The organism is Pseudomonas sp. LBUM1674 (assembly GCF_059695635.1).
Genome location: NZ_CP166779.1, coordinates 3,034,576 through 3,058,875, shown reverse-complemented (window position 1 = coordinate 3,058,875; position 24,300 = coordinate 3,034,576). Strand labels below are relative to the sequence as shown.

The 24,300-nt window shown below is 61.3% G+C and carries 20 protein-coding genes and 1 pseudogene; 9 read left to right on the top strand and 12 right to left on the bottom strand.

The genetic code is table 11. The features are described 5' to 3' along the window. Nucleotides 1-55 precede the first annotated feature (55 nt). Entirely contained in the window at nt 56-1,252 is a 1,197-nt protein-coding gene (locus ACA067_RS14220; protein WP_497462345.1) for a fumarylacetoacetate hydrolase family protein, read from the bottom strand. A gap of 120 nt (nt 1,253-1,372) precedes the next feature. Here ACA067_RS14220 and ACA067_RS14215 point away from each other — a divergent pair, with 120 nt between their 5' ends. The 4 genes from ACA067_RS14215 to ACA067_RS14200 all read left to right on the top strand — a co-directional run bounded on the left by ACA067_RS14215 (nt 1,373) and on the right by ACA067_RS14200 (nt 6,935). Continuing rightward, nucleotides 1,373-2,332 carry a LysR family transcriptional regulator gene (locus tag ACA067_RS14215; RefSeq protein WP_497462344.1) on the top strand — a complete coding sequence of 320 codons (960 nt, stop codon included), beginning with the start codon at nt 1,373-1,375 and terminating at the stop codon, nt 2,330-2,332. 165 nt (nt 2,333-2,497) lie between these two features. Further along, entirely contained in the window at nt 2,498-4,045 is a 1,548-nt protein-coding gene (locus ACA067_RS14210; protein ID WP_497462343.1) for a UxaA family hydrolase, read from the top strand. A gap of 66 nt (nt 4,046-4,111) precedes the next feature. Further along, nucleotides 4,112-5,692 (top strand): aldehyde dehydrogenase (NADP(+)), encoded by a 1,581-nt coding sequence (locus tag ACA067_RS14205; RefSeq protein ID WP_497462342.1) that lies wholly within the window; start codon nt 4,112-4,114, stop codon nt 5,690-5,692. A 433-nt stretch (nt 5,693-6,125) separates the two neighbouring features. Continuing rightward, nucleotides 6,126-6,935, top strand: a complete 810-nt coding sequence (locus ACA067_RS14200; protein ID WP_497462341.1) for a DeoR/GlpR family DNA-binding transcription regulator — start codon at nt 6,126-6,128, stop codon at nt 6,933-6,935. 21 nt (nt 6,936-6,956) lie between these two features. Here the strand turns inward: ACA067_RS14200 and otnC are convergent, their stop codons facing one another. From otnC to ACA067_RS14180, 4 genes and pseudogenes are all read right to left on the bottom strand, one after another. Continuing rightward, a complete protein-coding gene (otnC, locus tag ACA067_RS14195; RefSeq protein WP_497462340.1) occupies nt 6,957-7,595 on the bottom strand; it encodes a 3-oxo-tetronate 4-phosphate decarboxylase in 639 nt (212 codons plus the stop codon). Further along, nucleotides 7,592-8,884 (bottom strand): 3-oxo-tetronate kinase, encoded by a 1,293-nt coding sequence (gene otnK / locus ACA067_RS14190; protein ID WP_497462339.1) that lies wholly within the window; start codon nt 8,882-8,884, stop codon nt 7,592-7,594. Before otnK ends, otnC begins: the two co-directional genes overlap by 4 nt. A 55-nt stretch (nt 8,885-8,939) precedes the next feature. Continuing rightward, nucleotides 8,940-9,533: pseudogene (locus ACA067_RS14185) on the bottom strand (NAD(P)-dependent oxidoreductase); the annotation flags it as partial. A 197-nt stretch (nt 9,534-9,730) separates the two neighbouring features. Then, nucleotides 9,731-10,804, bottom strand: coding sequence for a LacI family DNA-binding transcriptional regulator (locus ACA067_RS14180; protein WP_497462338.1), 1,074 nt, complete (start codon nt 10,802-10,804; stop codon nt 9,731-9,733). Between the two features lie 217 nt (nt 10,805-11,021). Between ACA067_RS14180 and hisD the strand changes: the two genes are divergently transcribed. Beyond that, nucleotides 11,022-12,329, top strand: a complete 1,308-nt coding sequence (gene hisD / locus ACA067_RS14175; RefSeq protein WP_497462337.1) for a histidinol dehydrogenase — start codon at nt 11,022-11,024, stop codon at nt 12,327-12,329. A gap of 120 nt (nt 12,330-12,449) precedes the next feature. Continuing rightward, a complete protein-coding gene (locus tag ACA067_RS14170) occupies nt 12,450-13,841 on the top strand; it encodes a GntP family permease (protein ID WP_497462336.1) in 1,392 nt (463 codons plus the stop codon). A gap of 93 nt (nt 13,842-13,934) precedes the next feature. Here ACA067_RS14170 and ACA067_RS14165 read toward each other — a convergent pair whose 3' ends face one another. From ACA067_RS14165 to ACA067_RS14135, 7 genes are all read right to left on the bottom strand, one after another. Continuing rightward, nucleotides 13,935-14,393: an RES family NAD+ phosphorylase gene (locus ACA067_RS14165; protein WP_497462335.1), complete on the bottom strand. Its 459-nt coding sequence runs from the start codon at nt 14,391-14,393 to the stop codon at nt 13,935-13,937. Further along, nucleotides 14,393-14,869: an Xre family toxin-antitoxin system antitoxin gene (locus ACA067_RS14160; RefSeq protein ID WP_497462334.1), complete on the bottom strand. Its 477-nt coding sequence runs from the start codon at nt 14,867-14,869 to the stop codon at nt 14,393-14,395. Before ACA067_RS14160 ends, ACA067_RS14165 begins: the two co-directional genes overlap by 1 nt. A 132-nt stretch (nt 14,870-15,001) precedes the next feature. Further along, nucleotides 15,002-15,466 carry a MaoC family dehydratase gene (locus ACA067_RS14155; protein WP_497462333.1) on the bottom strand — a complete coding sequence of 155 codons (465 nt, stop codon included), beginning with the start codon at nt 15,464-15,466 and terminating at the stop codon, nt 15,002-15,004. Nucleotides 15,467-15,487: 21 nt separating this feature from the next. Further along, on the bottom strand, nt 15,488-16,219 hold the full coding sequence (locus ACA067_RS14150) for a hypothetical protein (RefSeq protein WP_497462332.1): 732 nt from the start codon (nt 16,217-16,219) through the stop codon (nt 15,488-15,490). Continuing rightward, the gene (locus ACA067_RS14145) at nt 16,216-17,310 is read right to left on the bottom strand and encodes an AI-2E family transporter (RefSeq protein ID WP_497462331.1); all 1,095 of its coding nucleotides are present in this window, start codon (nt 17,308-17,310) and stop codon (nt 16,216-16,218) included. The genes ACA067_RS14150 and ACA067_RS14145 overlap by 4 nt, the downstream gene beginning before the upstream one ends. Before the next feature lie 78 nt (nt 17,311-17,388). Continuing rightward, a complete protein-coding gene (locus ACA067_RS14140; RefSeq protein ID WP_497462330.1) occupies nt 17,389-18,024 on the bottom strand; it encodes a response regulator transcription factor in 636 nt (211 codons plus the stop codon). A gap of 4 nt (nt 18,025-18,028) precedes the next feature. After that, on the bottom strand, nt 18,029-20,305 hold the full coding sequence (locus ACA067_RS14135; protein ID WP_497462329.1) for a PAS domain-containing sensor histidine kinase: 2,277 nt from the start codon (nt 20,303-20,305) through the stop codon (nt 18,029-18,031). Between the two features lie 227 nt (nt 20,306-20,532). Between ACA067_RS14135 and ACA067_RS14130 the strand changes: the two genes are divergently transcribed. The 3 genes from ACA067_RS14130 to ACA067_RS14120 all read left to right on the top strand — a co-directional run bounded on the left by ACA067_RS14130 (nt 20,533) and on the right by ACA067_RS14120 (nt 24,284). Next, nucleotides 20,533-22,155, top strand: coding sequence for an acyl-CoA synthetase (locus ACA067_RS14130; protein WP_497462328.1), 1,623 nt, complete (start codon nt 20,533-20,535; stop codon nt 22,153-22,155). Between the two features lie 132 nt (nt 22,156-22,287). Next, nucleotides 22,288-22,614: a DUF485 domain-containing protein gene (locus ACA067_RS14125; RefSeq protein ID WP_497462327.1), complete on the top strand. Its 327-nt coding sequence runs from the start codon at nt 22,288-22,290 to the stop codon at nt 22,612-22,614. Continuing rightward, nucleotides 22,614-24,284: a cation acetate symporter gene (locus tag ACA067_RS14120; RefSeq protein WP_497462326.1), complete on the top strand. Its 1,671-nt coding sequence runs from the start codon at nt 22,614-22,616 to the stop codon at nt 24,282-24,284. Before ACA067_RS14125 ends, ACA067_RS14120 begins: the two co-directional genes overlap by 1 nt. Nucleotides 24,285-24,300 lie beyond the last annotated feature (16 nt).

Sequence of the window (24,300 nt, the reverse complement as noted above, 5' to 3'; positions counted from 1 at the left end):
TAGATGTCCAGCGACCACTGTTTTTTAGCTACCAGGAACCTCTGGCAGGGGCAAATCAGTGGAGCGATTTACCTGCCACCAGACCGCGAGCGGCCAGGTTGCCCATCAATGCACGCAGGCCGAACGTCCATGGTGTGGCTTCATTGCTGTTGGTGACGCGGTTGTGCAGAACGCCCAGCAGCGGACTGCCGATGCTGACGCTGTCGCCCTGTTTGTGGGTGAAGCCACTGCCCGGTTCTTCACGATCTTGCGTCGGGGCGAACAGGGTGCCGAGGAACAGCATGAAGCCGTCCGGGTACTGGTGATCGCTGCCCACAGTCTGCGCTACCAACTCCAGCGGGTCGCGACTGATCTGCTCCATCGAACTGGTGCCGTGCAGAGTGAAACCGTCATCACCTACGACGTCCAGGTCGACCACGCAGCGGCGCACATCATCCAGGGAGAAGCCTTCGTCGAACAGGCGAATAAACGGACCGATCGCGCAAGACGCATTGTTGTCCTTGGCCTTGCTCAGCAGTAAGGCGCTACGGCCTTCGAAGTCGCGCAGATTGACGTCGTTGCCCAAGGTAGCGCCGTGTACCTGGCCACGGCTGTTCACCGCCAGGACGATTTCCGGCTCAGGGTTGTTCCATTTGGATTTAGGATGGATACCAATCTCACTGCCACTGCCGACGGAAGCGAGGACCGGTGCCTTGGTGAATATCTCGGCGTCAGGGCCGATGCCCACTTCAAGATATTGCGACCAAAGGCCCTGCTCTATCAACACACCCTTTAGCCGGGCCGCTTCGGTCGAACCGGGTTTGATCGAGCGCAGGTTGTCGCCGATAGCCGCCGTGACAAGGCTGCGTACGCTCTCGGCCTTGGCCGCATCACCACCCGCCTGCTCTTCAATGACGCGTTCGATCATGCTGGAGGCAAATGTCACACCGGCGGCCTTGATCACCTGCAGGTCAGCCGGTGGCAGCAGAAAAGCTTTGGCCGGATCGGACTCCAACCCCGTATTGGCCAACAGCTCTTCAACACTGCCGATGTATCGCCCGCGAGTATTGCGAACGGCCTCAAGCGGTGAGGCGCTTTCCAGCAGATCGCTCAACGTCGCGAACGCCTGGGACAAATCAAACACGCCATCGGCGCGCAGCACCACCGGCGATGGGCCTGCTGTCTTCCCCGGCACCCAGGCACGACCAATCAGAGTACCTTGTAGTCCATCGATCGGGAGGGTGTTTTCACAAGTCAATTTCAAATGGGGCATAAGGAGATCCAAGTCAATTCGGTGGCGACGGGACAAAAACTAGTGGACTTGGTCGATAAATCCCAATGACATATTTTCAGCATTTGATATCGTTTCGTTATCAACCCGATTGAGCGCCTTATGGAAAACGACGAAATTTCGTACGCCAGTGTCAGCAAATGGCTCAAGATCAAGCATCTGATGCTGGTCGATACGCTGGCCAGGACGCGCAACATGCACACCACGGCCGAACTGATGAATCTGACCCAGCCAGCCATCAGCAAGATGCTGCGCGACATTGAGGTGTTGTTGGGTTTTGCGTTGTTCGAACGGCAAACCCGCAGCATGGTCTTGACTGAATTGGGCGAGTTTGTGGTCCGCTATGCGCGGATGACGCTGGACGACACGCAATCATTCGTCGATCAGCTCAATAAGCTGCGCAAAGGTGGACATGGCCATTTGAAAGTCGGCGCGATATTCGCCGCGACCTCGGTCGTGCTGCCCGAGGCCATCACCCGCATCAAGCTGGACCGCCCCATGCTGTCCATCGAAGTGATCGAGCAAACCAGCAATCAACTGCTGGAAATGCTCGAACATAAAAAACTCGATCTGATCATTGCCCGCTTCACCGATGAACGTTATCTGCAACGGTTCGAATTTCGTGCGCTAGGGCCCGAGCCCTTTTGCCTGGTGGTTAACAGTCGCCATCCCCTCGCGCAGTTCGACGAGGTAGCGACCGAGCAACTCAGCGATTGGCCCTGGGTCATGTATCCGTTCAATGCCCCCATACGCCGTCGGATGGAAAGTGCCTTCACCGAGTTCAACATGCGCACGCCCACCAACACGGTCGAAACCATCTCGATGCCCACCTTCCTGCAACTTCTGCAATCGGGACCGATGCTCGCGATGTTGCCCGAGTCCATGGTCCAGTCCCAGGTCCAGAGCGGTTTGCTCAAAGTGCTCAACACGCCGTTCAAGGTCGAACCTCAGGACTACGGCATCATCACGCGCAAGGACGAGCCGCTGTCCGAAGCCGCCCGGGAATTCGCCGATACCTTGCTGGAATTCGCCCGGCTGCGACGGGAAGCCGGCGACCGTTGAGCGATTTTTCACTCAAAAATCCCACAACCAATGAGAAAAGGTTATCGATCAATCCAAAGGTCTCATTAGGCAACGCCGTCCCGGGACTCTTATAGTGCGGCAACAAAGGTAAGGCGCAGCCCGTTTGCCTGCGACCCCCACCGCTTCATAGCCAGTGAGTTTGCGATGCAATTGATCATGAAAACCGGTGCAGCCGCCGTCCTGCGCCTCAACCCTCTGGACGATGTGTTGATCGCCCGTCGGCCGTTGATCGCGGGTGAAGTACTCGAGCAGGAAGGCGTGACCGTGCGCCAACCCGTACCCGCTGGCCACAAGATCGCCGCACGTCAAGTCGAAGCCGGCCAGCCCTTGCGTCGTTACGGGCAGATCATCGGTTTTTCAACCGGGGTCATCGAAGCCGGTGATCATGTGCATGTGCACAACCTGACCATGGGCGATTTTGCCCGTGACTATGCATTCAGCGTCGATGTGAAACCCGACGAGCCTCTGCACAGCGAGCCTGTGTTTATGGGGATCGTGCGTGCGGACGGTCGTGTGGCGACACGCAACTACATCGGTATCCTGACCTCGGTCAATTGCTCGGCCACCGTCGCCCGTGCCATCGCCGACCACTTCCGACGCGACATTAACCCTGCCGCGCTACTGGCGTACCCCAACGTCGATGGTGTAGTGGCCCTGACCCACTCCGCCGGCTGCGCCGTGGACCCCGCCGGCGAAGGCCTGGCCCTGTTGCGCCGGACATTGGCCGGCTACGCCACCCACGCCAATTTTGCCGCCGTGCTGGTGATCGGGCTGGGCTGCGAGACCAACCAGATCGAAGGGTTGCTCAGCACTCAGGGCCTGAGCCGCAGCAATACCCTGCGCACCTTCAGCATCCAGGACAGCGGCGGTACCGCCAAAGCAGTCGCCAGCGGCATCGCCCAGGTCAAGGCGTTGCTTGAGGAGGCCAACCAGGTCAAGCGCGAACCCGTGAGTGCCAGGCATCTGGTGATTGGATTGCAATGTGGCGGCTCGGACGGTTATTCCGGAATTACCGCCAACCCTGCGCTGGGTAATGCCGTGGATCGCCTGGTGGCCTGTGGTGGTACGGCCATCCTGTCCGAAACCCCGGAAATATATGGTGCCGAACACCTGCTGACCCGCCGGGCGGTCAACCGCGCGGTGGGCGAAAAACTCATTGCCCGGATCCATTGGTGGGAAGCGTATTGCGCACGCATGGGCGCAGAACTGAACAACAACCCTTCGGCCGGAAACAAGGTCGGCGGCTTGACCACCATCCTCGAAAAATCCCTGGGGGCCGTGGCCAAGGCAGGCTCCAGCAACCTGGTCGATGTCTATGAGTACGCCCAGGTGGTCAGCGCCAAAGGCCTGGTGTTCATGGATACCCCAGGCTACGACCCGGTCTCGGCGACTGGCCAAGTGGCCGGTGGCGCCAACCTGATCGCCTTCACCACCGGACGTGGCTCTGCCTACGGGTGTGCGCCCTCCCCGTCGATCAAACTGGCGACCAATACCGCCTTGTGGAACCGCCAGCGCGAAGACATGGACATCAACTGCGGCGAGATCGCCGAAGACACCCTGACCATCGAAGAATGCGGTGAAGCCATCTTCAAACTCATGCTGCGCATTGCTTCGGGCGATCGCAGCATGAGCGAGCAGCACGGTTACGGGCAGAACGAGTTTGTGCCCTGGCAGATTGGCGCAGTCACCTGAATCCCTGCTCTCCTCCCCTGTTGTCCTGACATCCCCGCAAGGGGACATCCTTTACTGGAGCCAGAAATGTCCACGATTATCGGCCACAACTACATCGGCGGTCAGCGCAGCGCTGCCGGCACTGTCATCGTCAAAAGCGTCGACGCCAGCACCGGCGAAGCCTTGCCCCACGATTTCCACCAGGCCACCCTGGAAGAAGTCGACGCCGCCGCCAAGGCTGCCGCCGCGGCTTACCCGGCGTATCGCAACCTGAGCGCCGAGCGTCGGGCGCAGTTTCTTGATGCGGTGGCCGATGAACTCGATGCTTTGGGCGATGAGTTCGTCGCCCTGGTCTGCCGCGAAACCGCGCTGCCAGTCGCACGCATTCAAGGCGAACGCGGTCGCACCAGCGGTCAGATGCGCCTGTTCGCCAAGGTGCTGCGGCGCGGTGATTTCTACGGTGCCCGCATCGATCAGGCATTGCCGGAGCGCAAGCCGTTGCCGCGTCCCGACCTGCGCCAGTACCGCATCGGCCTCGGACCGGTGGCGGTGTTCGGCGCGAGCAATTTTCCCTTGGCCTTTTCCACTGCCGGCGGTGACACCGCTTCGGCATTGGCCGCCGGCTGCCCGGTGGTGTTCAAGGCCCATAGCGGGCACATGGCCACGGCCGAGCGGGTCGCCGATGCGATCATCCGCGCCGCGGAAAAAACCGCGATGCCGGCGGGCGTGTTCAACATGATCTACGGCGCCGGGGTCGGCGAAGCGCTGGTCAAGCATCCGGCGATCCAGGCGGTGGGCTTCACCGGTTCGCTCAAGGGCGGCCGGGCGTTGTGCGACATGGCCGCCGCCCGTCCTCAGCCGATCCCGGTGTTCGCCGAAATGTCGAGCATCAACCCGGTGCTCGTGCTGCCCCAGGCACTGGCAGCGCGCGCAGAAAGCGTGGCCCGTGACCTGACCGCTTCGGTGGTACAGGGTTGCGGTCAGTTCTGCACCAACCCGGGCCTGGTGATCGGGATTCGTTCACCGCAGTTCAGTGCGTTCGTGCAGCAGGTGGCCGGGTTGATGGGTGATCAGCCGGCGCAAACCATGCTCAATGCCGGGACGTTGAGCAGTTATGGCAAGGGTCTGCAAAACCTCCTCGCGCATCCGCACATCGAACACCTGGCCGGCCGCCCGCAACAAGGCAATCAGGCCCAGCCGCAGCTGTTCAAGGCGGATGTCAGTCTGCTGATCGATGGCGATGAAGTACTGCAAGAGGAAGTGTTCGGGCCGACTACGGTGTTCGTCGAAGTCGCGGACCAGGCACAACTGAGTGCCGCGTTGAACGGTCTGCACGGACAGCTGACGGCGACCATCATTGGCGAACCGGCAGATTTCGAGCAGTTCGGCGAGCTGACAGCGTTGCTGGAACAGAAGGTCGGGCGGATCCTGCTCAACGGTTATCCGACCGGTGTGGAAGTCTGCGATTCGATGGTCCATGGCGGGCCGTATCCGGCGACGTCCGATGCGCGCGGGACATCGGTGGGTACCTTGGCGATCGATCGCTTCCTGCGGCCGGTGTGCTTCCAGAACTACCCGGACAGCTTGCTGCCCGAAGCCTTGAAGAATGGCAATCCGCTGCAGATCCAGCGCCTGGTCGATGGCCAACCATCCCGCGACGCCCTCTAACGGCCAAGCACCATCCCCTGTGGGAGCGAGCTTGCTCGCGAAAGCGGTGTATCAGTCACATGGATGTTGAATGTGCCGCCGTCTTCGCGAGCAAGCTCGCTCCCACAGGAATCGCTGCCGTTGCACGAATATTGTGCCCAGCACAAAACCCTGTAGGAGCTGGCTTGCCAGCGAAGGCGTCCGTTCATTCAACATCTTCATTGACTGACACACCGCCTTCGCTGCGGCGCGGCGATCCGACAAGCCAGCTCCTACACAGGAATCGCTGCCGTGCATTGCCGAATCAGCTCTTCGCTGCCGGACGTGCGCGGCCTGTTCCCGTTGTTGGGGAAGCGCCACGCCCCCCATTATTGTCTCTACTGATCCAGCTACGGATTCGCTACCATGCTTGAACGTTACCCTTACTGTCCGCTTTCCTTGCCCAGGAGCCCGAATGCCTAGTCAGAAGGACCTCGCCGCCGAAAGCGGCGCACCGATGATTCCTGAACAGCGCCGTGAATCAATGCTGCGACAGCTGCGCAAGCATCAGGTGCTGAGCGTTCATCAATTGATGGAAATGTTCGACTGCTCGCACATGACCATACGTCGCGATATCGCGTTGCTGGAGCAGGAGGGCCGTGCTTACTCGGTAACGGGTGGGGTACGAATCGCCAGCCAGCTCCACAGTGAACCCAGTCATCAGCTCAAGGCCGTGGTCGAGTTGCCGCAGAAGCAAGCCATGGCCAAGCTCGCCGCCCGGCTACTGCATGCCGATATGACGATCTACCTGGATGCGGGGACCAGCACCCTGGAAATCGTCCCCTACATCAAGGCACTGTCCGGCATGACCGTGGTGACCAACGACTTCGGCATCGTCCAGGCACTGATCGAAGCCCCCCACGTCACGGTGATTCATACCGGCGGGCAGCTGGATCACTCCAATCAATCGTGCGTGGGCAGCCTGGCGGTGGCCACCTTGCGTCAAATCGTCACCGACATCGCGTTCATATCGTCCAGCTCATGGGATTTACGTCGCGGCCTCACCACGCCTTCGGCACTGAAGGTAGAGGTCAAACAAGCCGCGATGCAATCGGCCTCGCAAGTGGTGCTGGTGGCCAGCAGTTCGAAATACGGTACCTTCAGCCTGTACAGGATTGCCGGGCTCGAGCAGTTCGATATCATCCTCAGCGACGACGCGTTGACCCCTGCCGCGGCCGATGGCATCCGCAAGCAGGGTGTCGAACTGTTGCTGCCGTCTGACTAGACCCCGGCCTGAAACAACGGACTACCAGAGCGCACCGAAGGTCTCTCGCAGTTCATCCAGAGCCGCCTGGTCAAGAGGTTCGGGTTTGGGCTGACTCATCAGCCAGAGTCTCGCGGTTTCCTCAAGCTCTTCCAGCGCATAACTGGCCCTGGACACCGAGCTCTCCCAGACCACGGGCCCCAACCGTTCGAGCATCACGCCACGAACACGATTGGCCCACTGGGCGACCTGCTCGGCTACCTTTGATGAGCCGGGGCGTTGATAGCCAATCAACGGGATATGCCCGACTTTCATCACCTGATACGGCGTCAGCGGCGGCAGGATGTCGTCCGGCTGCCAGACGCCTGCCAGCGTCAACGCCACCAGATGGGTCGAGTGGGTATGCACCACACCGCCGACACTCGGGTTGCGGTCGTAGACCTGGCGATGCAGCGCCAGGGTCTTGGAAGGCTTGTCACCGGACACCCATTCGCCGGCCAGGTTGACCTTGGCGATGCTCGCCGGATCAAGGCGCCCGAGGCAGACATCCGTCGGCGTGATCAGCCATCCGTCGTCCAGGCGCGCGCTGATGTTGCCGGCGCTGCCGACGGTGTATCCGCGTTGGTAAAGGCTGCGACCCACCTCGCAAATCTCTTCGCGCAACGCATTTTCAGTGCTCATTGCACACCTCTGGCCAGTTGATTCAACGCTTTGCTGAAGAAGTCGCGGCCACCGAAGTTGCCCGATTTGAGTGCCAGCGCCAAAGGCTCGTCAGTACTGCTGACGGTTGCCGGCACCCCCGGATCGATCTGCGCGCCGATCTGCAGCAGCTGTACGCCCAACGCCTGAACCACAGCGCCCGAGGTTTCCCCGCCGGCGATCACAAAACGGCGCACCCCACTCTGGCGCAGACCTTGTGCAATTTCACCAAAGGCGTTTTCCACCAGGCTGCCGGCTTGCTCCACGCCGAGTTGCTGTTGCACCAGCTTGACCTCTTCGGGTGAACTGGTGGCGTAGATCAATACCGTTTGCCGGTTATCACGGGCGAAGTGCAAGGCCTGCGCCACCACCGGTTTACCCGCGGCCAAGGCCAACGGATCAATGCGCAGGGCCGGTCGGCCTGCTTCGAGCCAGGCCGCCACTTGTCCATTGGTAGCGATCGAAGCACTGCCGGCCAATACCACTTCCCCGCCGGACACCGCCGGAAGTTTCGAGGCATCGAGGTGGCGCAACTTGCCGGCGCGACGGAAGTTGTCCGGTAAGCCCAGGGCCAGCCCCGATCCACCCGTCAACAATGGAAGATCGGCGCAGGCGGTACCGAGGGTGTACAGATCGCTGTCCGACAAGGCATCGGCGATGGCCATGCCGACCCCTTGAGCTCGCAGCTCTGCGATTCGCGCACGCACCTGCTCAGGGCCGCGGGCAATGGTGTCATAGCGCAACAGGCCGACATTCAGCCGGGTCTGCGATTGCAGCACCCGAACCAGGTTGGCATCGGTCATCGGAGTCAGTGGGTGATGTTGCATGCCGGACTCGCTGAGCAACTGATCCTGCACAAACAGGTGGCCACGAAAAATCGTCCGGCCATTCTCCGGGAACGCCGGGCAGGCCAGGGTAAAGTCGCTGCCCAGTGCAGCCAGCAACGCTTCGCTGACCTGGCCGATATTGCCGGCCGCGGTGGAGTCGAACGTCGAGCAATACTTGAAAAAGATCTGCTCGCAGCCTTGTTCGCGCAGCCAGGCCAGTGCGGCGAGAGAGTGTTCGACCGCTTCGGCGACCGGCGTGGTACGCGACTTCAGGGCAATGACGATCGCATCGGCGTCAAGCCCGGCGGCAACTTCCGCGCTCGGGATACCGATGCTTTGCACGGTGCGCATACCGCCGCGTACCAGCATGTTGGCCAGGTCCGTGGCGCCGGTGAAATCGTCAGCGATGCAGCCCAGCAGCGGGCGTGCGGTGGAGGTAGTCATGGGGTGCTCCTCAAACAGAATCAGGCTTGGCAGTCGGCAATTCGATGCCAGGGAAATCACGCAGACCCAGCGCCATGGCCTCGGCAGAGGCGGCAATATGCACCCCGGCGAGCAGTTGGTTGATGATTTTGACCTTCGAACCCAGGCCATGGACGTCACCCAGGCGATAGACCTTGCCAGCCATGCCCGCCAGTATCGACTCGGCCTGGGCATAGGCGTCGGCCGGGCCCGAGGTCATCATGGTCATCTCGCCAGCGGCAGCCTTGGCGGCGCCCCCGGAAATCGGTGCATCCAGGTACAACAGGCCCAGAGCGGCCAGACGCCGGCCCAGATCCACGGCGTAAGTCGGGGCGACCGTGGCGCAGCCGATCACCAGGCTACCGGGGCGCAGTGCGGCCACAGCACCACCTTCACCGAATAATACGGTCTCGGTCTGCTCGGCATTGACCACCACGATAATGATGACCTCACACTCAGCGGCCATGTGCGACGGTGACAAGCACGCCACGCCGCCCTCCCCGCTGAACTGTTCGGTGACGCCGGCCCGCACATCACAGGCATGCACATCGAAACCGCTGCGCAACAACGAGCGGGCAATGCCCAGACCCATCGCGCCCAGCCCGACAACACCGACCTTCTTGTTATTCATGGGGTACTCCAGAGGAAAGCAGGGGTGTCCTACCGGTTGGGGAGATCATCCACCAATGATCTAATCATGTGAAGTATTTTTTCTTCATAACATTTTTTAACACCCCATTCGCAGCCCGTTCCGACGCGCCTGTATAAGCGCAGTGCGTTCGAGTTCGCCTGAGGGGTTCTGCCGTCGAAAACAGGCTCGGCTGATGACTAGTCCTGCGCTTGCCAGACAAGGCAATCAGCGCCCTGCTTTACCCCGGACTCGGGAATTTTCGAGCTGTTGCGCACGATCAACTGCCCTCGAACGACCTCTTGAATCGCCGGGGTATCCGGGTTCTCCAATTGCGCGCAGATGATGCCGACCGCACGACTGACCATGGCGCCAACCGGTTGAACGTAAGTGGTCAGCGCAAAGACCGGCCAGGACGCCAGGGCAATATCATCGAAACCGACGATTGAAATGTCATGGCCAGGTTGGAGCCCGAACTCCTCGCGAGCAACGTTGATGGCGCCCAGCGCCATGATGTCGTTCGCGCAAAAAATCGCGTCGGGTGGAGTGGCGCTCGACAGCAGACGGCGAGTGGCATCCATTGCTCCGTCAAAGGTGTAATGCCCCACTTCGCGCTGCGGCGCTGGATGCCCGAGACGTTGCAGCGCGTCGACAAAACTTCTTTCCCGATCGCGACTGGTCGAAGAGCTTTCCTTACCGGCGATAAAAGCCAGCTTTTGATGGCCACCGGCAACCAGGAACTGCGCAATTTCCAGGCTGCCCTGGGCATTGTCGCTGGTCACACTGGAGATGCTGCTGCTGTCATTTCGACGATTGAGCAGCACCACGGGCAAACCGGTTTGCCTGCACTCCTGGGCGAATCGCGAAGACAGGCTCGCCGAGACCAGGACCAGTGCTTCAACGCGATAGCCAAGGACTTCTTCGAGCACCGGATCGGAGTCTTCGTGGTTGGCGGTGGAGAACAGCAGCACGCGATAACCCAACTCTTCGAACGCTGCCGACAAGGCCTCCAGCACCGCCGAATAAAAGGGGTTCTCCATGCTGGGCGCGACGACGCCGATCAGATTGGAGCGGCGCTTGATCAGCGAGCGGGCCCACTGATTGGGTCGATAACCCAGGGCTGCTGCCGCTTCTTCGACCTTCTGCCGAGTCTTGGGTGAAACACTGGCGCCCTTGGTGAAGGTTCGCGAGACCGCCGACTGGGAGACACCCGCCAACCTGGCCACATCATGGGCCGTGATCGGATGCCGGGGTGGGTCGTTGGAATCTGCCATTTTGCGTGCGCGCCGAGTATTGAAATGTCGATCATACCTGCCATTGCCAGCGACGTGTGCAGCCTGCCCGTTTTGCGACGCAACTCATGCCCTCTGCTGCGAACCGCCCGGCTCTTTTTTCTCCACCCCCTTTTCATCGGCCTTGAGAATGACATAGGATTGCTCTCATTGCATACGTATGCAAATTCAAAAACAACAACGCTCAGGAATCTATCCCATGGCAACTTGGCTCAAAAAAGGCGCGGAAGCGTCCGTCATCAAATCGGCAGCCCGTGAAGTGCGTGACACGGTCGAAAAGACCCTGGCCGACATCGAAGAACGTGGCGATGCCGCGGTTCGCGAGCTCTCCATTCGCTTCGACAACCTTGATCGCGAGGACTACCGACTCACCAGCGCCGAGATCGATGCCTGCATGGCGCAGTTGACCAAGCGCGACATCTCCGACATCGAGTTCGCCCAGACCCAGGTGCGCAATTTCGCTCAGCACCAACGTAACAGCCTGCGTGATCTGGAAGTCGAAACGCTGCCAGGGGTGGTCCTCGGCCACAAAAACATCCCGGTCAATGCGGCCGGATGCTATGTGCCGGGCGGCAAGTACCCGCTGCTGGCTTCCGCGCACATGTCGGTGATTACCGCCAAGGTGGCCGGCGTACCGCGCATCATCACCTGCGCCCCACCTTTCCATGGCAAACCGGCCCCGGCCATTGTTGCCGCTCAGCACATGGCGGGCGCCGACGAGATTTATTGCCTGGGCGGGATCCAGGCGATCGGGGCCATGGCCCTGGGTACAAAATCCATTGCTCCAGTCGATATGCTGGTCGGCCCGGGCAACGCTTTTGTCGCCGAGGCCAAACGCCAATTGTTCGGCCGGGTCGGTATCGACCTGTTCGCCGGCCCCACCGAAACACTGGTGATCGCCGACGAAACGGTCGACGGGGAAATTTGCGCCACTGACCTCCTCGGTCAAGCCGAACACGGCCCGGACTCGCCTGCGATATTGCTGACGACTTCGGAAAAACTGGCGCGCGAGACCATGGCTGAAATCGAACGCCTGCTGCTGATCCTGCCGACTGCCGGGATCGCCCGCCAGGCCTGGGAGAGTTTCGGCGAAGTGATCGTGGCCGAAGACGAACAGGAAATGCTGGCCATCGCTAATGACCTGGCGTTCGAGCATGTGCAAGTCATGACCCGTGATCCGGACTTCTTCCTCAACAACATGCGCAACTACGGCGCCCTGTTCCTCGGCCCGCGCACCAACGTTTCCTACGGCGACAAGACCATCGGCACCAACCACACCCTGCCCACCAAGAAAGCCGCGCGCTACACCGGCGGCCTGTGGGTCGGCAAGTTCATCAAGACCTGCACCTATCAGAAGGTCATGACCGACGAAGCCTCGGCCCTCATCGGTGAGTACTGCTCACGCCTGTGTGCGCTGGAAGGCTTCGCCGGACATGGCGAACAGGCCAACATCCGGGTCCGTCGCTACGGTCACAAGGATGTGCCGTACGCCGGTATCGCAGAGTAAGTACAGCCTGGCTAAAAAGGGCCGCGACACCTGCGCGGCCCGACAACAAAAAATCACAGCCACTGCGCAGCCTCTCATTCGCCTCCTCTGCGCTGCAGGCCCAGCCTCGAAGGACATCCCATGAGTGTCATCATCGCCTTGTTGGCGTTGTTCGCCTTAATGCTCGCTGCTTATCGGGGATACAGCGTCATTATCTTCGCGCCGCTCGCTGCACTCGCTGCCGTTCTGCTCACTGACCCCAGCGCGGTAGCCCCGGCGTTCAGTGATATTTTCATGGACAAGATGGTCGGCTTTATCAAGCTCTACTTTCCGGTGTTCCTGCTGGGAGCGGTGTTTGGCAAATTGATCGAGCTGTCCGGTTTTTCCCGCTCTATCGTCAAATCAGTCATTCACCTGCTGGGCAGCAGCCAGGCCATGCTGGTCATCGTGCTGGTCTGCGCGCTGCTCACTTATGGCGGCGTTTCGCTATTTGTGGTGGTGTTTGCGGTCTACCCCTTTGCGGCGGAGATGTTCCGTCAAAGCGATATTCCCAAGCGACTCATGCCCGCGACCATCGCCCTGGGTGCGTTCACCTTTACCATGGATGCGATGCCCGGCTCACCGCAGATCCAGAACATTATCCCCACCACGTTTTTCGGCACCACATCCTGGGCCGCGCCCTGGCTGGGCGTGCTGGGTTCATTGTTCATACTGATCGGCGGCATGCTCTATCTCGAGCGCCAACGGCGCAAGGCCCTGCGTGCGGGTGAAGGCTACGGCAGCGATCTGCGCAACGAACCGGAAACCCCGCAGGACATCGCCCTGCCCCACCCGCTGATAGCGTTGTTGCCGTTGCTGCTGGTGGGTGTGATGAACCTGGCCTTCACCCATTGGATACCGCAATGGTATGGCAGTGTGTATGAAATCGATCTGCCAGGGCTGAAGGCGCCCATCCAGACCCAGGTGTCGAAGATGATTGCCATCTGGTCGGTGCAGGCGGCGTTGCTGGTCGGGATCGTCACCGTCTTCATCTTCAGCTACCGCACCATCGCTCGCAAACTGGCCGAAGGCAGCCGTAGCGCCGTCAGCGGTGCGATGCTTGCCACCCTCAATACCGCGTCCGAATATGGCTTCGGTGCAGTCATCGCGGCGTTGCCGGGTTTCGTTGCGGTCGTCGAGGCGCTGAAGGTCATTCCCAATCCCCTGGTCAACCAGGCCATCACTATCAACTTGCTGGCCGGTATCACCGGGTCGTCCTCGGGCGGCATGAGCATTGCGCTTGCCGCCATGTCCGATACCTTCATCGCCTCGGCCAACGCCGCGCACATCCCCCTGGAAGTCATGCATCGCGTGGCGGCAATGGCCGCTGGCGGCATGGATACCCTGCCCCACAACGGCGCGGTCATCACCTTGCTGGCGGTCACCGGTCTGACCCACCGTCAGGCGTACAAGGATATTTTCGGGATGACCATCTTCAAGGTACTGGCGGCGTTTTTCGTGATTGGGGTGTATTACCTGACCGGGATTGTCTGATCCGGTTCGGGTGTGTGGGAGCGGGCTTGCTCGCGAAGGCGGACTGGCATCCGGCATTGATGTCGACTGACCGGACGCCTTCGCTCGTGGCTCCTACGCGAACATGCGAGGGTCGTACATGAAATCGAACACGTCGACCACTTTGATCTCAGAGACCGCCGGGTGACCTGGATTGATCACCACATTGCGTTCCAGGGCCAGCACGGCCGAAGGCACGATCAACCCCAGGTGCGTGTTCGCCCTCAGCCAGGCGGTACCGAAATCCATACTTGGGCGGTCAGCGGGAAGGCTCGCCCAACCGTCCGGCAACGTCTTCGGATCAGGCTGCAAAAACAGCGTGGGATCGTCGGGCAGTTCGAAGCAGGTGATTTTCATCGGGAACGTCGGTTCGCCCCCTGCGTGGACGAAGGTTTCCAGACAGCAGATTGCCGGAGTCAGCCCCATGTAGACGGCGGGTACATCCTGATCATTCCAACGCCCACCCTCGATAGCGGCGCCCATGCCTGAAAGGTCGGTCGCACGTTTCGCCTTTGCGATGCGCCAGGCCCGCATCAGGCCGCGCCGCCCCACTCCAGTGCATGGAGCACACGGCGCACCTGCCTGGCCCCGATCTCGGTTTCGCAGAGCATGATCGGGGCAATGCCGCCGAGCGCTTTGTTCGGCGTCGACATCCAGTGCGCGGCGTTCACCTTGTTCTCGAACACCTCTTCAGCCAGATGAGAGACCGTGGCTATGCGATCAAGACGTTCGGAAGCGACAGGGTCCAGGTTTTTTTGCTCACGCCGACGCCTTTCGAGCGTAGAGATCGACGCATTGAGCAGCGTTTCCACACTGCGCTCCTGCAGGTCGAAGGTCTGGCGCAGGGCCTGGACAAGAGAGGCTGGAAATCCCGACTTGATCTGCTGCAAGCGCTCCGAGTCCTTGAGCAGTTCTCGATTGAAACTGAAACGCCAAAACGCGGCGATCCCGATTTCACGAGGTTCATCCTTCTTTGCGGCCGGACGCCGAGCGGCTGTCGATGTGTTCATGCCCACTCCATTCAAATGAACTAATTTTTCAGTCAAATGAAGTATAGGCTGACTCAATGCTCAGCGATACTGCCGTCGCAATTGGCAAGGGAATTTGCCCACTACCTCAAGCGGCCTCTGTGAAGCGTCTGTTCAATCAGGCGCCGGCGTATTGAACACCAGCAGCTTGCCCGTCGCCCGTTGCACCACCTTGTCGTTCTGATTGAGGGTTTCCATGAGCATCGTCACCACGCCCCGATCCGGCTTGGAAGCGGACGGCTCAATGGCTTGCACGGTGCATTTGAGGCGCAATACGTCGTCTGGATAGGTCGGCGTCGGCCAGCTCAGTTCAATGTTCAGACCAATGATCCCGTCCGCCAATGGCACGCTGGCCACCAGCATTTTCATGGTCAGCGCCGCGGTGTTCCAGCCACTGGCCGCCAGACCGCCGAACAGGCTCAGGCTGGCTGCTTCCGGATCGAGGTGGAAGGGTTGCGGGTCGAACGCCTGGGCAAACGCCAGCATTGCCTGCAGGTCGACGCGAACGGTGTCACTCTCGAATTTCTGACCCAGGTGCAGGTCATCGAGGTAGAGCTTTTCCCAGGCATGCACGGTCATGATTCATTCCTCCGTGTTGCATTACGAGTAGCCGATGTCACTGAGGTCGATCGCCACCAGCAAAGCCCCCGAGTCGGCCTGGCCATCAGGCCCGCGTCGATAGGCGCGCCGCTTGCCCGGCATGCGCAGCCCGTCTGCCTCGACGTAGTCGCTCACATACTGGGCGGCAGGCAGGCCGCCGCTGATGTCCACCTTGTAGTCGTGGCGACGCAGCAGAAAGTCCTCGCCGAAGTAGAAATCCTGCACCGCGCAGTGGGTGGCGATGTGCTCGGGAAAGGTCACCCGCAGGCGTCGCCAGTGCTGAGTGCCCTCTTGCCAGGGTTCGATTTCTTCGGTGGCGACGCCCGGCCAGGTGAACTGGAAAGGCATGGTCAGGTAAGACCAGAGCGCGTAACCGTTGAAGTACGCACGGTGCAGCGGATCCCATGAGCTGTTTTCGCCATGGTCGCGGAAGGATTCCCTGGGTGCCGAGCGTTCGGCGATCACCTTGCCGTCGGTCTTTTCGATGGCGATTCGATCCGCTGTGAAGGCCGTCAATTGATCAGGTCCGCCGAAAGGCGTCACCGAGGCGCGCTGTTCATGCAGCCAAACGGTCATCTGCCGTGGTGCGCTGTCCTGGGTAAGGCCTTTCATGGCCCAGAGCGAACCGCCGGTCACGATCGTGGCGCGTACCTTGTCGAAGCTGTTCCAGCGTTCCAGCCCGCCATGGGCGATCAATACCTGCTCCAGCAGCTCATTTTTCTGCGCACTCACAGTGACTGCCCTCCTCCTTCGTGCGGCCGGTCCTGCACCCACTGCCAGAATAATTGATACCCGACCGCCAGCACCACCGGGCCGATGAACAGCCCGATGATGCCGCTGGTGACCATGCCGCCCAGGGCGCCGATCAATATTACCGGCATGGGTACATCGACACCGCGGCCCAGCAGCAATGGCTTGAGCACGTTATCCACCAGGCCGGCGACGAAGACATAGACGGCGAAGACGATCGTCGCCGTGCTGGCCCCTTCGGTGGCGAACACATAGGCGATCACGGGAAGCGTAATCAGGGTCGCCGGCAGTTGCATGATGCCCAGCAACAGCACGGCCAGCGCCAGCAAACCTGCGCCGGGAACGCCCTTGAACACGAAACCCAGGCCCACCAGCAGCATCTGGATGAAGGCGATGCCGACCACCCCCAGTGCCACCGCACGGATCGTGGCGGTGCACAGTCCGGCAATTTTCCGGCCCTTCTCCGAGCCGCTGAGGCGCGATGCAATCTGTATCGCACTGCGGCTGCCCTCTTCGCCATAGGCCATGATGATCCCGGCAATGATCAAGGCAAAAATGAACATCAGCAAACCCATGCCGACGCCGGCAAGCTTGCTCAACAGGCTCAGGCTGGCGTGTTTTATCTGCGGCAGGTATTTCGCTGCCAGGTCGGGAAGATCGGTTGAAGCCTGCAGCCAGAGTGTCGAGAGAGGCTCGCCGATCAACGGCCAATGGGCAACTGACTCAGTGGGCGGCGGAATATGAAACTCACCGCCCTTGACGATTTCCATCGAGTGCTCGACCGAATCGGCAATCGAGATGCCCAACAGGTAGATCGGCACCATGAGGATAACGATCGCAACCAGCACGATCAGCGTTGCAACCACGCCATCCTTGCGACCCAGCGACCCCTTGAGCCGCGTTTGCAGCGGGTAAAGGGTGATCGCCAGAATCAGCGACCACAGCATCAAGTCGCGGAACGGGGCGAATATCTCGAAGCAGAACAGCACCAGTACGGCGATCAGCCCGGCACGAATCAAGACATCCAGCAGCGTGCGCGTGAGTGCTTTCTCGGAGAGGGACGTGGGCTCCATGGATGCCTCTTTGCAGATCACTGCAAGGTAAGGGGATCGGTTAGCCCAGCATAGACCCTCGCTGGAGAACGCGAGGTCTCAACGCAGCTTCAATGGATCGACCAGTTGCGCGGCGATCGCCATGCCCACCAGGTCCGGCAAGGTGCTGGCCTGCATGCGCTTCATCACCCGCGAGCGATACAGATCGACGGTTTTGGCGCTCACCCCCAGTTGCTCGGCGATTTCACGGGTGGTGTAACCCTGCACCAGCGGCAACAAGACGTCGCGCTCGCGAGGCGTCAGGGTGAGCAGGCGCGCCTGCAGGGCGTCGTGGCCCTGATTGCCCGAGCGGTTGGCCGCGCAGTTGCTCAGGGCCTGTTGTACGCTGTCCAGCAGCAATTGCTCGTTGTAGGGTTTCTCGATGAAGTCATGGGCGCCGGCCTTGAACGCTCGAACCACGATCGGCACATCGGCGTGACCGCTGACGAAGATGATCGGCAGATTCAACTCCCGTGCGCGCATTTCTTCCTGGACGTTCAAGCCGCCCATGCCGGGCATGCGTACATCGAGCAGCACGCAAGCATCGAGAGTCGCATCACAGGCATTGAGAAACGCCACGCCACTGGTAAACGGCAAGGCCTTGAGCCCCACCGATTCCAGAAGCCAGACCGTTGAATCGAGCATGCCTTGATCGTCGTCGACCACATACACCACGTGCTCAGTCGCACCTGCCATTGCATTATTCCTGTTGTTGTTTTGTCGGACCGGCCAGCGGCAAGCGGCAACACATCAGCAGCCCGACCGGCTGGCGATGGGCCTGCAGCTCGCCACCGAACCCTTCGATGATGCTGCGGCTCATGGACAGCCCGAGCCCCAGACCCTCGGCTTTGCTGGTGTAGAACGGGGTAAATATCTGCTCAAGCTCCGGCTCGCTGACGCCCGGGCCCTGGTCCTGCACGCTGATTTCCACCGTCGCGCCACTGCCCTGCCCGGCCGCCATCACAATCAGTGAAGGCTGTCCCGGATGCTGTTCGCGGTTGGCGTCGATGGCATTGCGCAGCAGATTGAGCAAGACCTGCTCCAGCAGCACCCGGTCGGCATAAACCGGCGGCAGATTATCCGGCAGTCGATCCTCGATTGCCACTTGGCAATTGTTCGCTTCCCAGGCGCACAAGCGCACGGCCTCGCGGGCGACGTCGGTGAAATTCAGGGCCTGCATGCGCCGCTGCCCCTTGCGCAGGAAGGCCCGCAAACGCCGGATGACCTCCGAGGCATGGGTCGCGTGGTGGGTGATGCGTTCCAGTCCTTGCGCGACTCTGGCGGCGGCCTCGGGGTTGGAGTCCAGCGTCTGCAAATAACGCTGGCTGGCGTTGGCATAATTGACCACGGCCGCCAGCGGCTGATTGATTTCATGGGCGATGCCCGAGGCCAGTTCCCCCAGGGTCACCAGCCGCGCGGTGTGCGCCAGTTCGTCCTGATGGCGGCGCTGTTGCACTTCGCGCAGTTCGTGCTCGGTCATGTCCCGCGCCACCAATGAGTAATAGCGCTCGCCGCCGGCGGAACGGTGCGCCAGCAGCACCAGCGATACCGGCACCGACGTGCCGCCGCCCGGGGGTTGCAAGCGGGCATCGGTGCTCCACACCCCGTTGCGCTCGGCGCCGCTCCAGCCGTCGCGTTGCAGGCGGGCCAGGTCGCTGCTGGCGAACAACTGCGCCAGGGTCGGCATCGGCTGTTGCTCGTCGACCCCGAGGATGCGCCGCGCCGCCGGGTTGAGATAGGTGACTTGCCCCTCGGGGTCGATGAACAGCACCGGATCGGTGTTGACCTCGACCACTTCGGCCAGGCGCCGCTTGTTCTCCTCGGCCTGCACCCGGGCGGTGATGTCCCGGGAGACGCTGACCACTTCGACCACCGCACCGGTGTAGGTTTCCCGAATCGCCCGGCTGGCGGTTTCGAACCACAGGTAGTGCCCGTCCCGATGGCGAATGCGATAGGTCATGGTGTGGTAACCGTCCTGCTCCAGGGCATCGCGTGCGCGCTGTACCAGGCTGGCCAGGTCCTGGCCATGGAACAGGCCCTGGGCCATTTGCCCGCGCAACTCTTCCGGCCAGTAGCCGAGCAAGGTCCAGGACGCCGGCGATGCATCGAGAAAGCGCCCGTCCGGGGTGTGTCGGGAAATCAGGTCGGTGGTGTTCTCGATGATCAGCCGGTACAGCCTGCGCGCCTTGGTCGCTTCGCGCTCGGCCAGCACTTGTGCGGTGGCGTCGCGACAACGGGCGAGGACGCGGTTGTCCTGGGGATCGGGGATAAAGGTCCAGATCAGGATCTGCGCTTCGAACTGGGCCTCGACCCCTTCGATGGCACGTTGCTGGTCGAGACAGGCGCGCACCAGCACCCGGTGATTCACCGGCAGAAAGCCCGGCACCTCGGTCAGCGGTTTTTCCGCGAGCAATGCCATCAGCGCCGCATTGAACTCCAGCGGCCGGCCCTGGGCATCGAGCAACAGACTCGGCTGCGGATCGTGGCCCAATAGCGGCGAGCCTCGCAGCATGCCGTTGACGCTGGCGAGCAGGGTGGTCAGCAAATCCTGGACCCAGCCCAGCCAGTCAAGGCTCACGCCCTCGCACACTTCTACCAGCAACAACCCCGGCTGGCCCGGCTGCAAGGCCAGGTCGAAGACCTGACCATGACTGATGGCGGCCCGGCGCAGTCGGCCGGCCAGCCAGCAATCGAGTTGCCGCACTTGCGCCAGATCCAGCCGCCCCGCTTCGACCAGGCGCTCGAACAGCCGTTGATCGCTGGCTTGCGAAGGGTCACCCAGGCCCGGTGGAAAATGCTGGGCGGCACCTTCGTGACTGTAGATCCGCGATTTGGCTTGCCAGCTCAGATAAACCGCCCGACGCACCTCGGGGCAATCCTGCAACGCACGGCACAAGGCATCGGCCCGGGTGGCCAGGGACACGCCCTCGCGCTGCAGGCGCAACCAACTGTGCAATCGAACGGGGGTCAGGGTCATCACGGGTCCTTCGTCAGGGAAACCAAGGATATACCGGCCTTGGGGGTAAGACCGCATTCATTTAGAACCTCAAGAATCATCTATAGTATATTTACTATACGCTATAGGTTGTACTTCCATATCTATGGCTGAATGTTATATAAAGCACACCGGACATAAAAGGTGACCTCAGCGGCGACGCTGCAAGGCCACCATAGAGCTAACAATCAGCCACCGAGTACCCGCACATGTCGATCTATGAACAAGGGCTAGGCCCTGCGGCTGTCAATCACATTGCCCTGTCTCCGCTCAGCTTCATCGAGCGCACCGCCAGCGTTTACCCCAACTACCCCGCCGTGATCCACGGTTCGATTCGTCGCACCTGGGCGCAGACCTACACCCGCTGCCGGCGCCTGGCCTCGGCGCTGGCCGGGCGCGGCATCGGCAAGAACGACACGGTGGCGGTGATGCTGCCGAACATTCCAGAGATGCTTGAAGTGCACTTCGGCGTGCCGATGATCGGCGCCGTGCTCAACCCGCTTAATGTGCGCCTGGATGCCGAAGCCATTGCCTTCATGCTGCAGCATGGCGAGGCCAAGGTGCTGATCACCGACCGCGAGTTTCATAGCGTGATTCACGCGGCGATCGGCATGCTGGATCACCCGCCGCTGGTCATCGACGTCAATGATCCCGAGTACGGTGAGGGCGAGGCCGTCAGCGACCTGGACTATGAAGCGCTGCTGGCCGAGGGCGACCCGGCCTTCGACTGGCACTGGCCGGTGAACGAATGGCAAGCCATCTCGCTGAACTACACCTCCGGCACCACCGGTAACCCCAAGGGCGTGGTCTATCATCATCGCGGTGCTTACCTGAACGCCCTGGGCAACCAGATGACCTGGGCCATGGGCAACCATCCGGTGTACCTCTGGACCCTGCCGATGTTCCACTGCAACGGCTGGTGCTACCCGTGGACCATCACCGCGCTGGCCGGTGTGCATGTGTTCCTGCGCCGGGTCGATCCGCAGAAAATCCTCACGCTGATCCGTGAGCATCAGATCACTCACCTCTGTGCAGCGCCGATTGTGCTCAATGCCCTGGTCAACATGCCGGAGTCGGCGAAGGCGGCCATCGATCACCCGGTCAACGCCATGGTCGCCGGCGCCGCACCACCGGCCAAGGTGATCGGTGCGGTGGAAGAAATGGGCATCAAGGTCACCCACGTCTATGGCCTGACCGAAACCTATGGCCCGGTGACGCTCTGTGCCTGGCATGCCGAGTGGGACGAACTGCCGCTGGAGGAGCGGGCGCAGGTCAAATCCCGCCAGGGCGTGCGCTATCCGACACTCGAAGGCGTGATGGTCGCGGACTCGAAGACCCTGGAACCGACCCCGCGGGACGGTCAGACCATCGGTGAGATTTTCATGCGCGGTAACACCGTGATGAAGGGCTACCTGAAAAACCCGACCGCCACCGCCGAAGCGTTTGAAGGCGGCTGGTTCCACACCGGCGACCTGGCGGTCTGTCATCCCGACGGTTATGTCGAGATCAAGGACCGGCTCAAGGACATCATCATTTCCGGCGGCGAGAACATTTCCACCATTGAACTCGAAGGCGTGCTCTATCGCCATCCGGGCGTGATGGAAGCGGCAGTCGTGGCCCGTCCCGATGAAAAATGGGGGGAAACCCCCTGCGCCTTCATCACCTTGAAGGCCGATCACCAGGACGTGCGCGAGGCCGACATCATCAGTTTCTGCCGCGAACACCTGGCCGGTTTCAAAGTCCCGCGCACGGTGATCTTCACCCTGCTGCCGAAGACATCGACCGGCAAGGTCCAGAAGTACGTCCTGCGCGACAGGGCCAAGGCGCTCTAACCGAATCGACGTTGTACCCGTCAGGCGGCAGGTGTCTTTACCTGCCGCCTCGGGCTCGTGCAGGCCGAATTCCGCCCTGCCCCGCCCCTGATACCAAAAGCACCGATAACAAAAAACAAGGTGGAGCCACCCATGATCGACATCCATTCAACCGATACCCAACGCTGTGAACGTATTCGGTCCAATCCGAAATTCCTTCAATTGGTGAGCAGCCGTTCGCGCCTGGCCTGGTCGCTCAGTGCCGCGGTACTCGTGACTTACTACGCCTTCATGCTGGTGGTCGCGTTCGCCCCGCAATGGCTGCACGCACCGATCGCCGAGCATCGGATGTTGACCCTGGGCATGCCGGTTGGCGCGGCGATCATCATCTTTTCCTGGCTACTGACGGGCTGGTACGTCTACAGCGCCAACACCCGGTTCGACGCCCTTGGCGCCGCCATTCTCGAGGAGAGCAAGTGATGACTTCGCTGCGTAAACTGATCCTCGCCGCAGCCTGCCTGCTGCCGGCCTCCGTGGTGCTGGCTGCGCCCGCACTGGGCACGGTGGAAAAACAACCGCTGAACCTGCATGCGATCGGCATGTTCTTTGTGTTCGTCCTCGGCACGCTGGCCATTACCTGGTGGGCGGCGCGCCAGACCAAATCCACCTCGGACTTCTACACCGCTGGCGGCGGTATCACCGGGTTCCAGAACGGTTTGGCGATTGCCGGTGACTACATGTCCGCGGCCACGCTGCTGGGGCTGTCCAGCCTGGTGTTCGCCAAGGGCTACGACGGCTTCATCTATACCATCGGCTTTTTCGTCGGCTGGCCGATCATCACCTTCCTGATGGCCGAGCGCCTGCGCAACCTGGGGCGCTACACCTTCGCCGACATCGTTTCCTATCGACTGGACCAGAACAAGGTGCGGATCTTTGCTGCTTTCGGTTCGCTGACGGTGGTGTGTTGCTACCTGATCGTGCAGATGGTCGGTGCCGGCCAGTTGATCAAGTTGCTGTTCGGTCTCGACTACCCGGTCGCCGTCGTTATCGTTGGCGCGTTGATGCTGGTCTATGTGATCTTCGGCGGCATGATCGCCACTACCTGGGTGCAGATCATCAAGGCGGTATTGCTGCTCGCCGGCGGTACGACCCTGGCGGTCATGGCCATGTCGCAGTTCGGTTTCAGCTACGAAGCCCTGGCCACCAAAGCCGTCGAGGCTCACGCCAGTGGCTGGAACATCATGGGGCCGGGCTCAATGCTCGCCGACCCGATCAACACCGCGTCGATGTCCCTGGGCCTGGTGTTCGGCATCGCCGGCCTGCCGCATATCCTGATGCGTTTCTTTACCGTGCCCAACGCCAAGGAAGCGCGCAAGTCGGTGTTCTACGCCACCGGCTTCATCGGCTTCTTCTTTCTGGTGGTGTGCACCCTTGGTTTTGCCGCGATGGTGATCATCGGCACCGACCCGCAGTACTACGTCAACGGTGAAGTCGGCGGCGCCCTGGTGGGCGGCGGCAACATGGTCGCCATGCACCTGGCCAAAGCGGTGGGCGGCAACCTGTTCTTCGGTTTCCTCGCGGCGGTGGCTTTCGCCACCATCCTGGCGGTGGTCTCCGGGCTGGCCCTGGCCGGTGCTTCGGCGATTTCCCACGACCTCTACGCCACCGTGTTCAAGAAAGGCAAGGCCACTGAGAAGCAGGAAATGCACGTGACCCGCATGGCCACTGTCGGCCTGGGCATCATCGCGATTCTGTTGGGCATCCTGTTCGAGAAGATGAACGTCGCATTCCTGGTGGGCCTGACCTTTGGCATCGCCGCTTCGACCAACTTCCCGGTGCTGATCATGGCCATGTACTGGAAAGGCCTGACCACCAAGGGCGCGATCATCGGTGGTTTCGCCGGCCTGATCTGCGCGCTGGTGCTGGTGATTCTGTCACCCGCCGTCTGGGTCACCGTGCTCGGTAATGCCCACGCGATCTTCCCTTACGACCACCCGGCGCTGTTCTCGATGCCGCTGGCGTTCCTGGTGATCGTGGTCGTCTCCCGGCTTGACCGCAGCGTGCGCGCCGACAAGGAGCGTGACGCCTACGCCGACCAGTTCGTTCGCGCCCAGACCGGCCTCGGTGCCGCCAGCGCTTCCAGCCACTGACAGACAAGGCACGGCC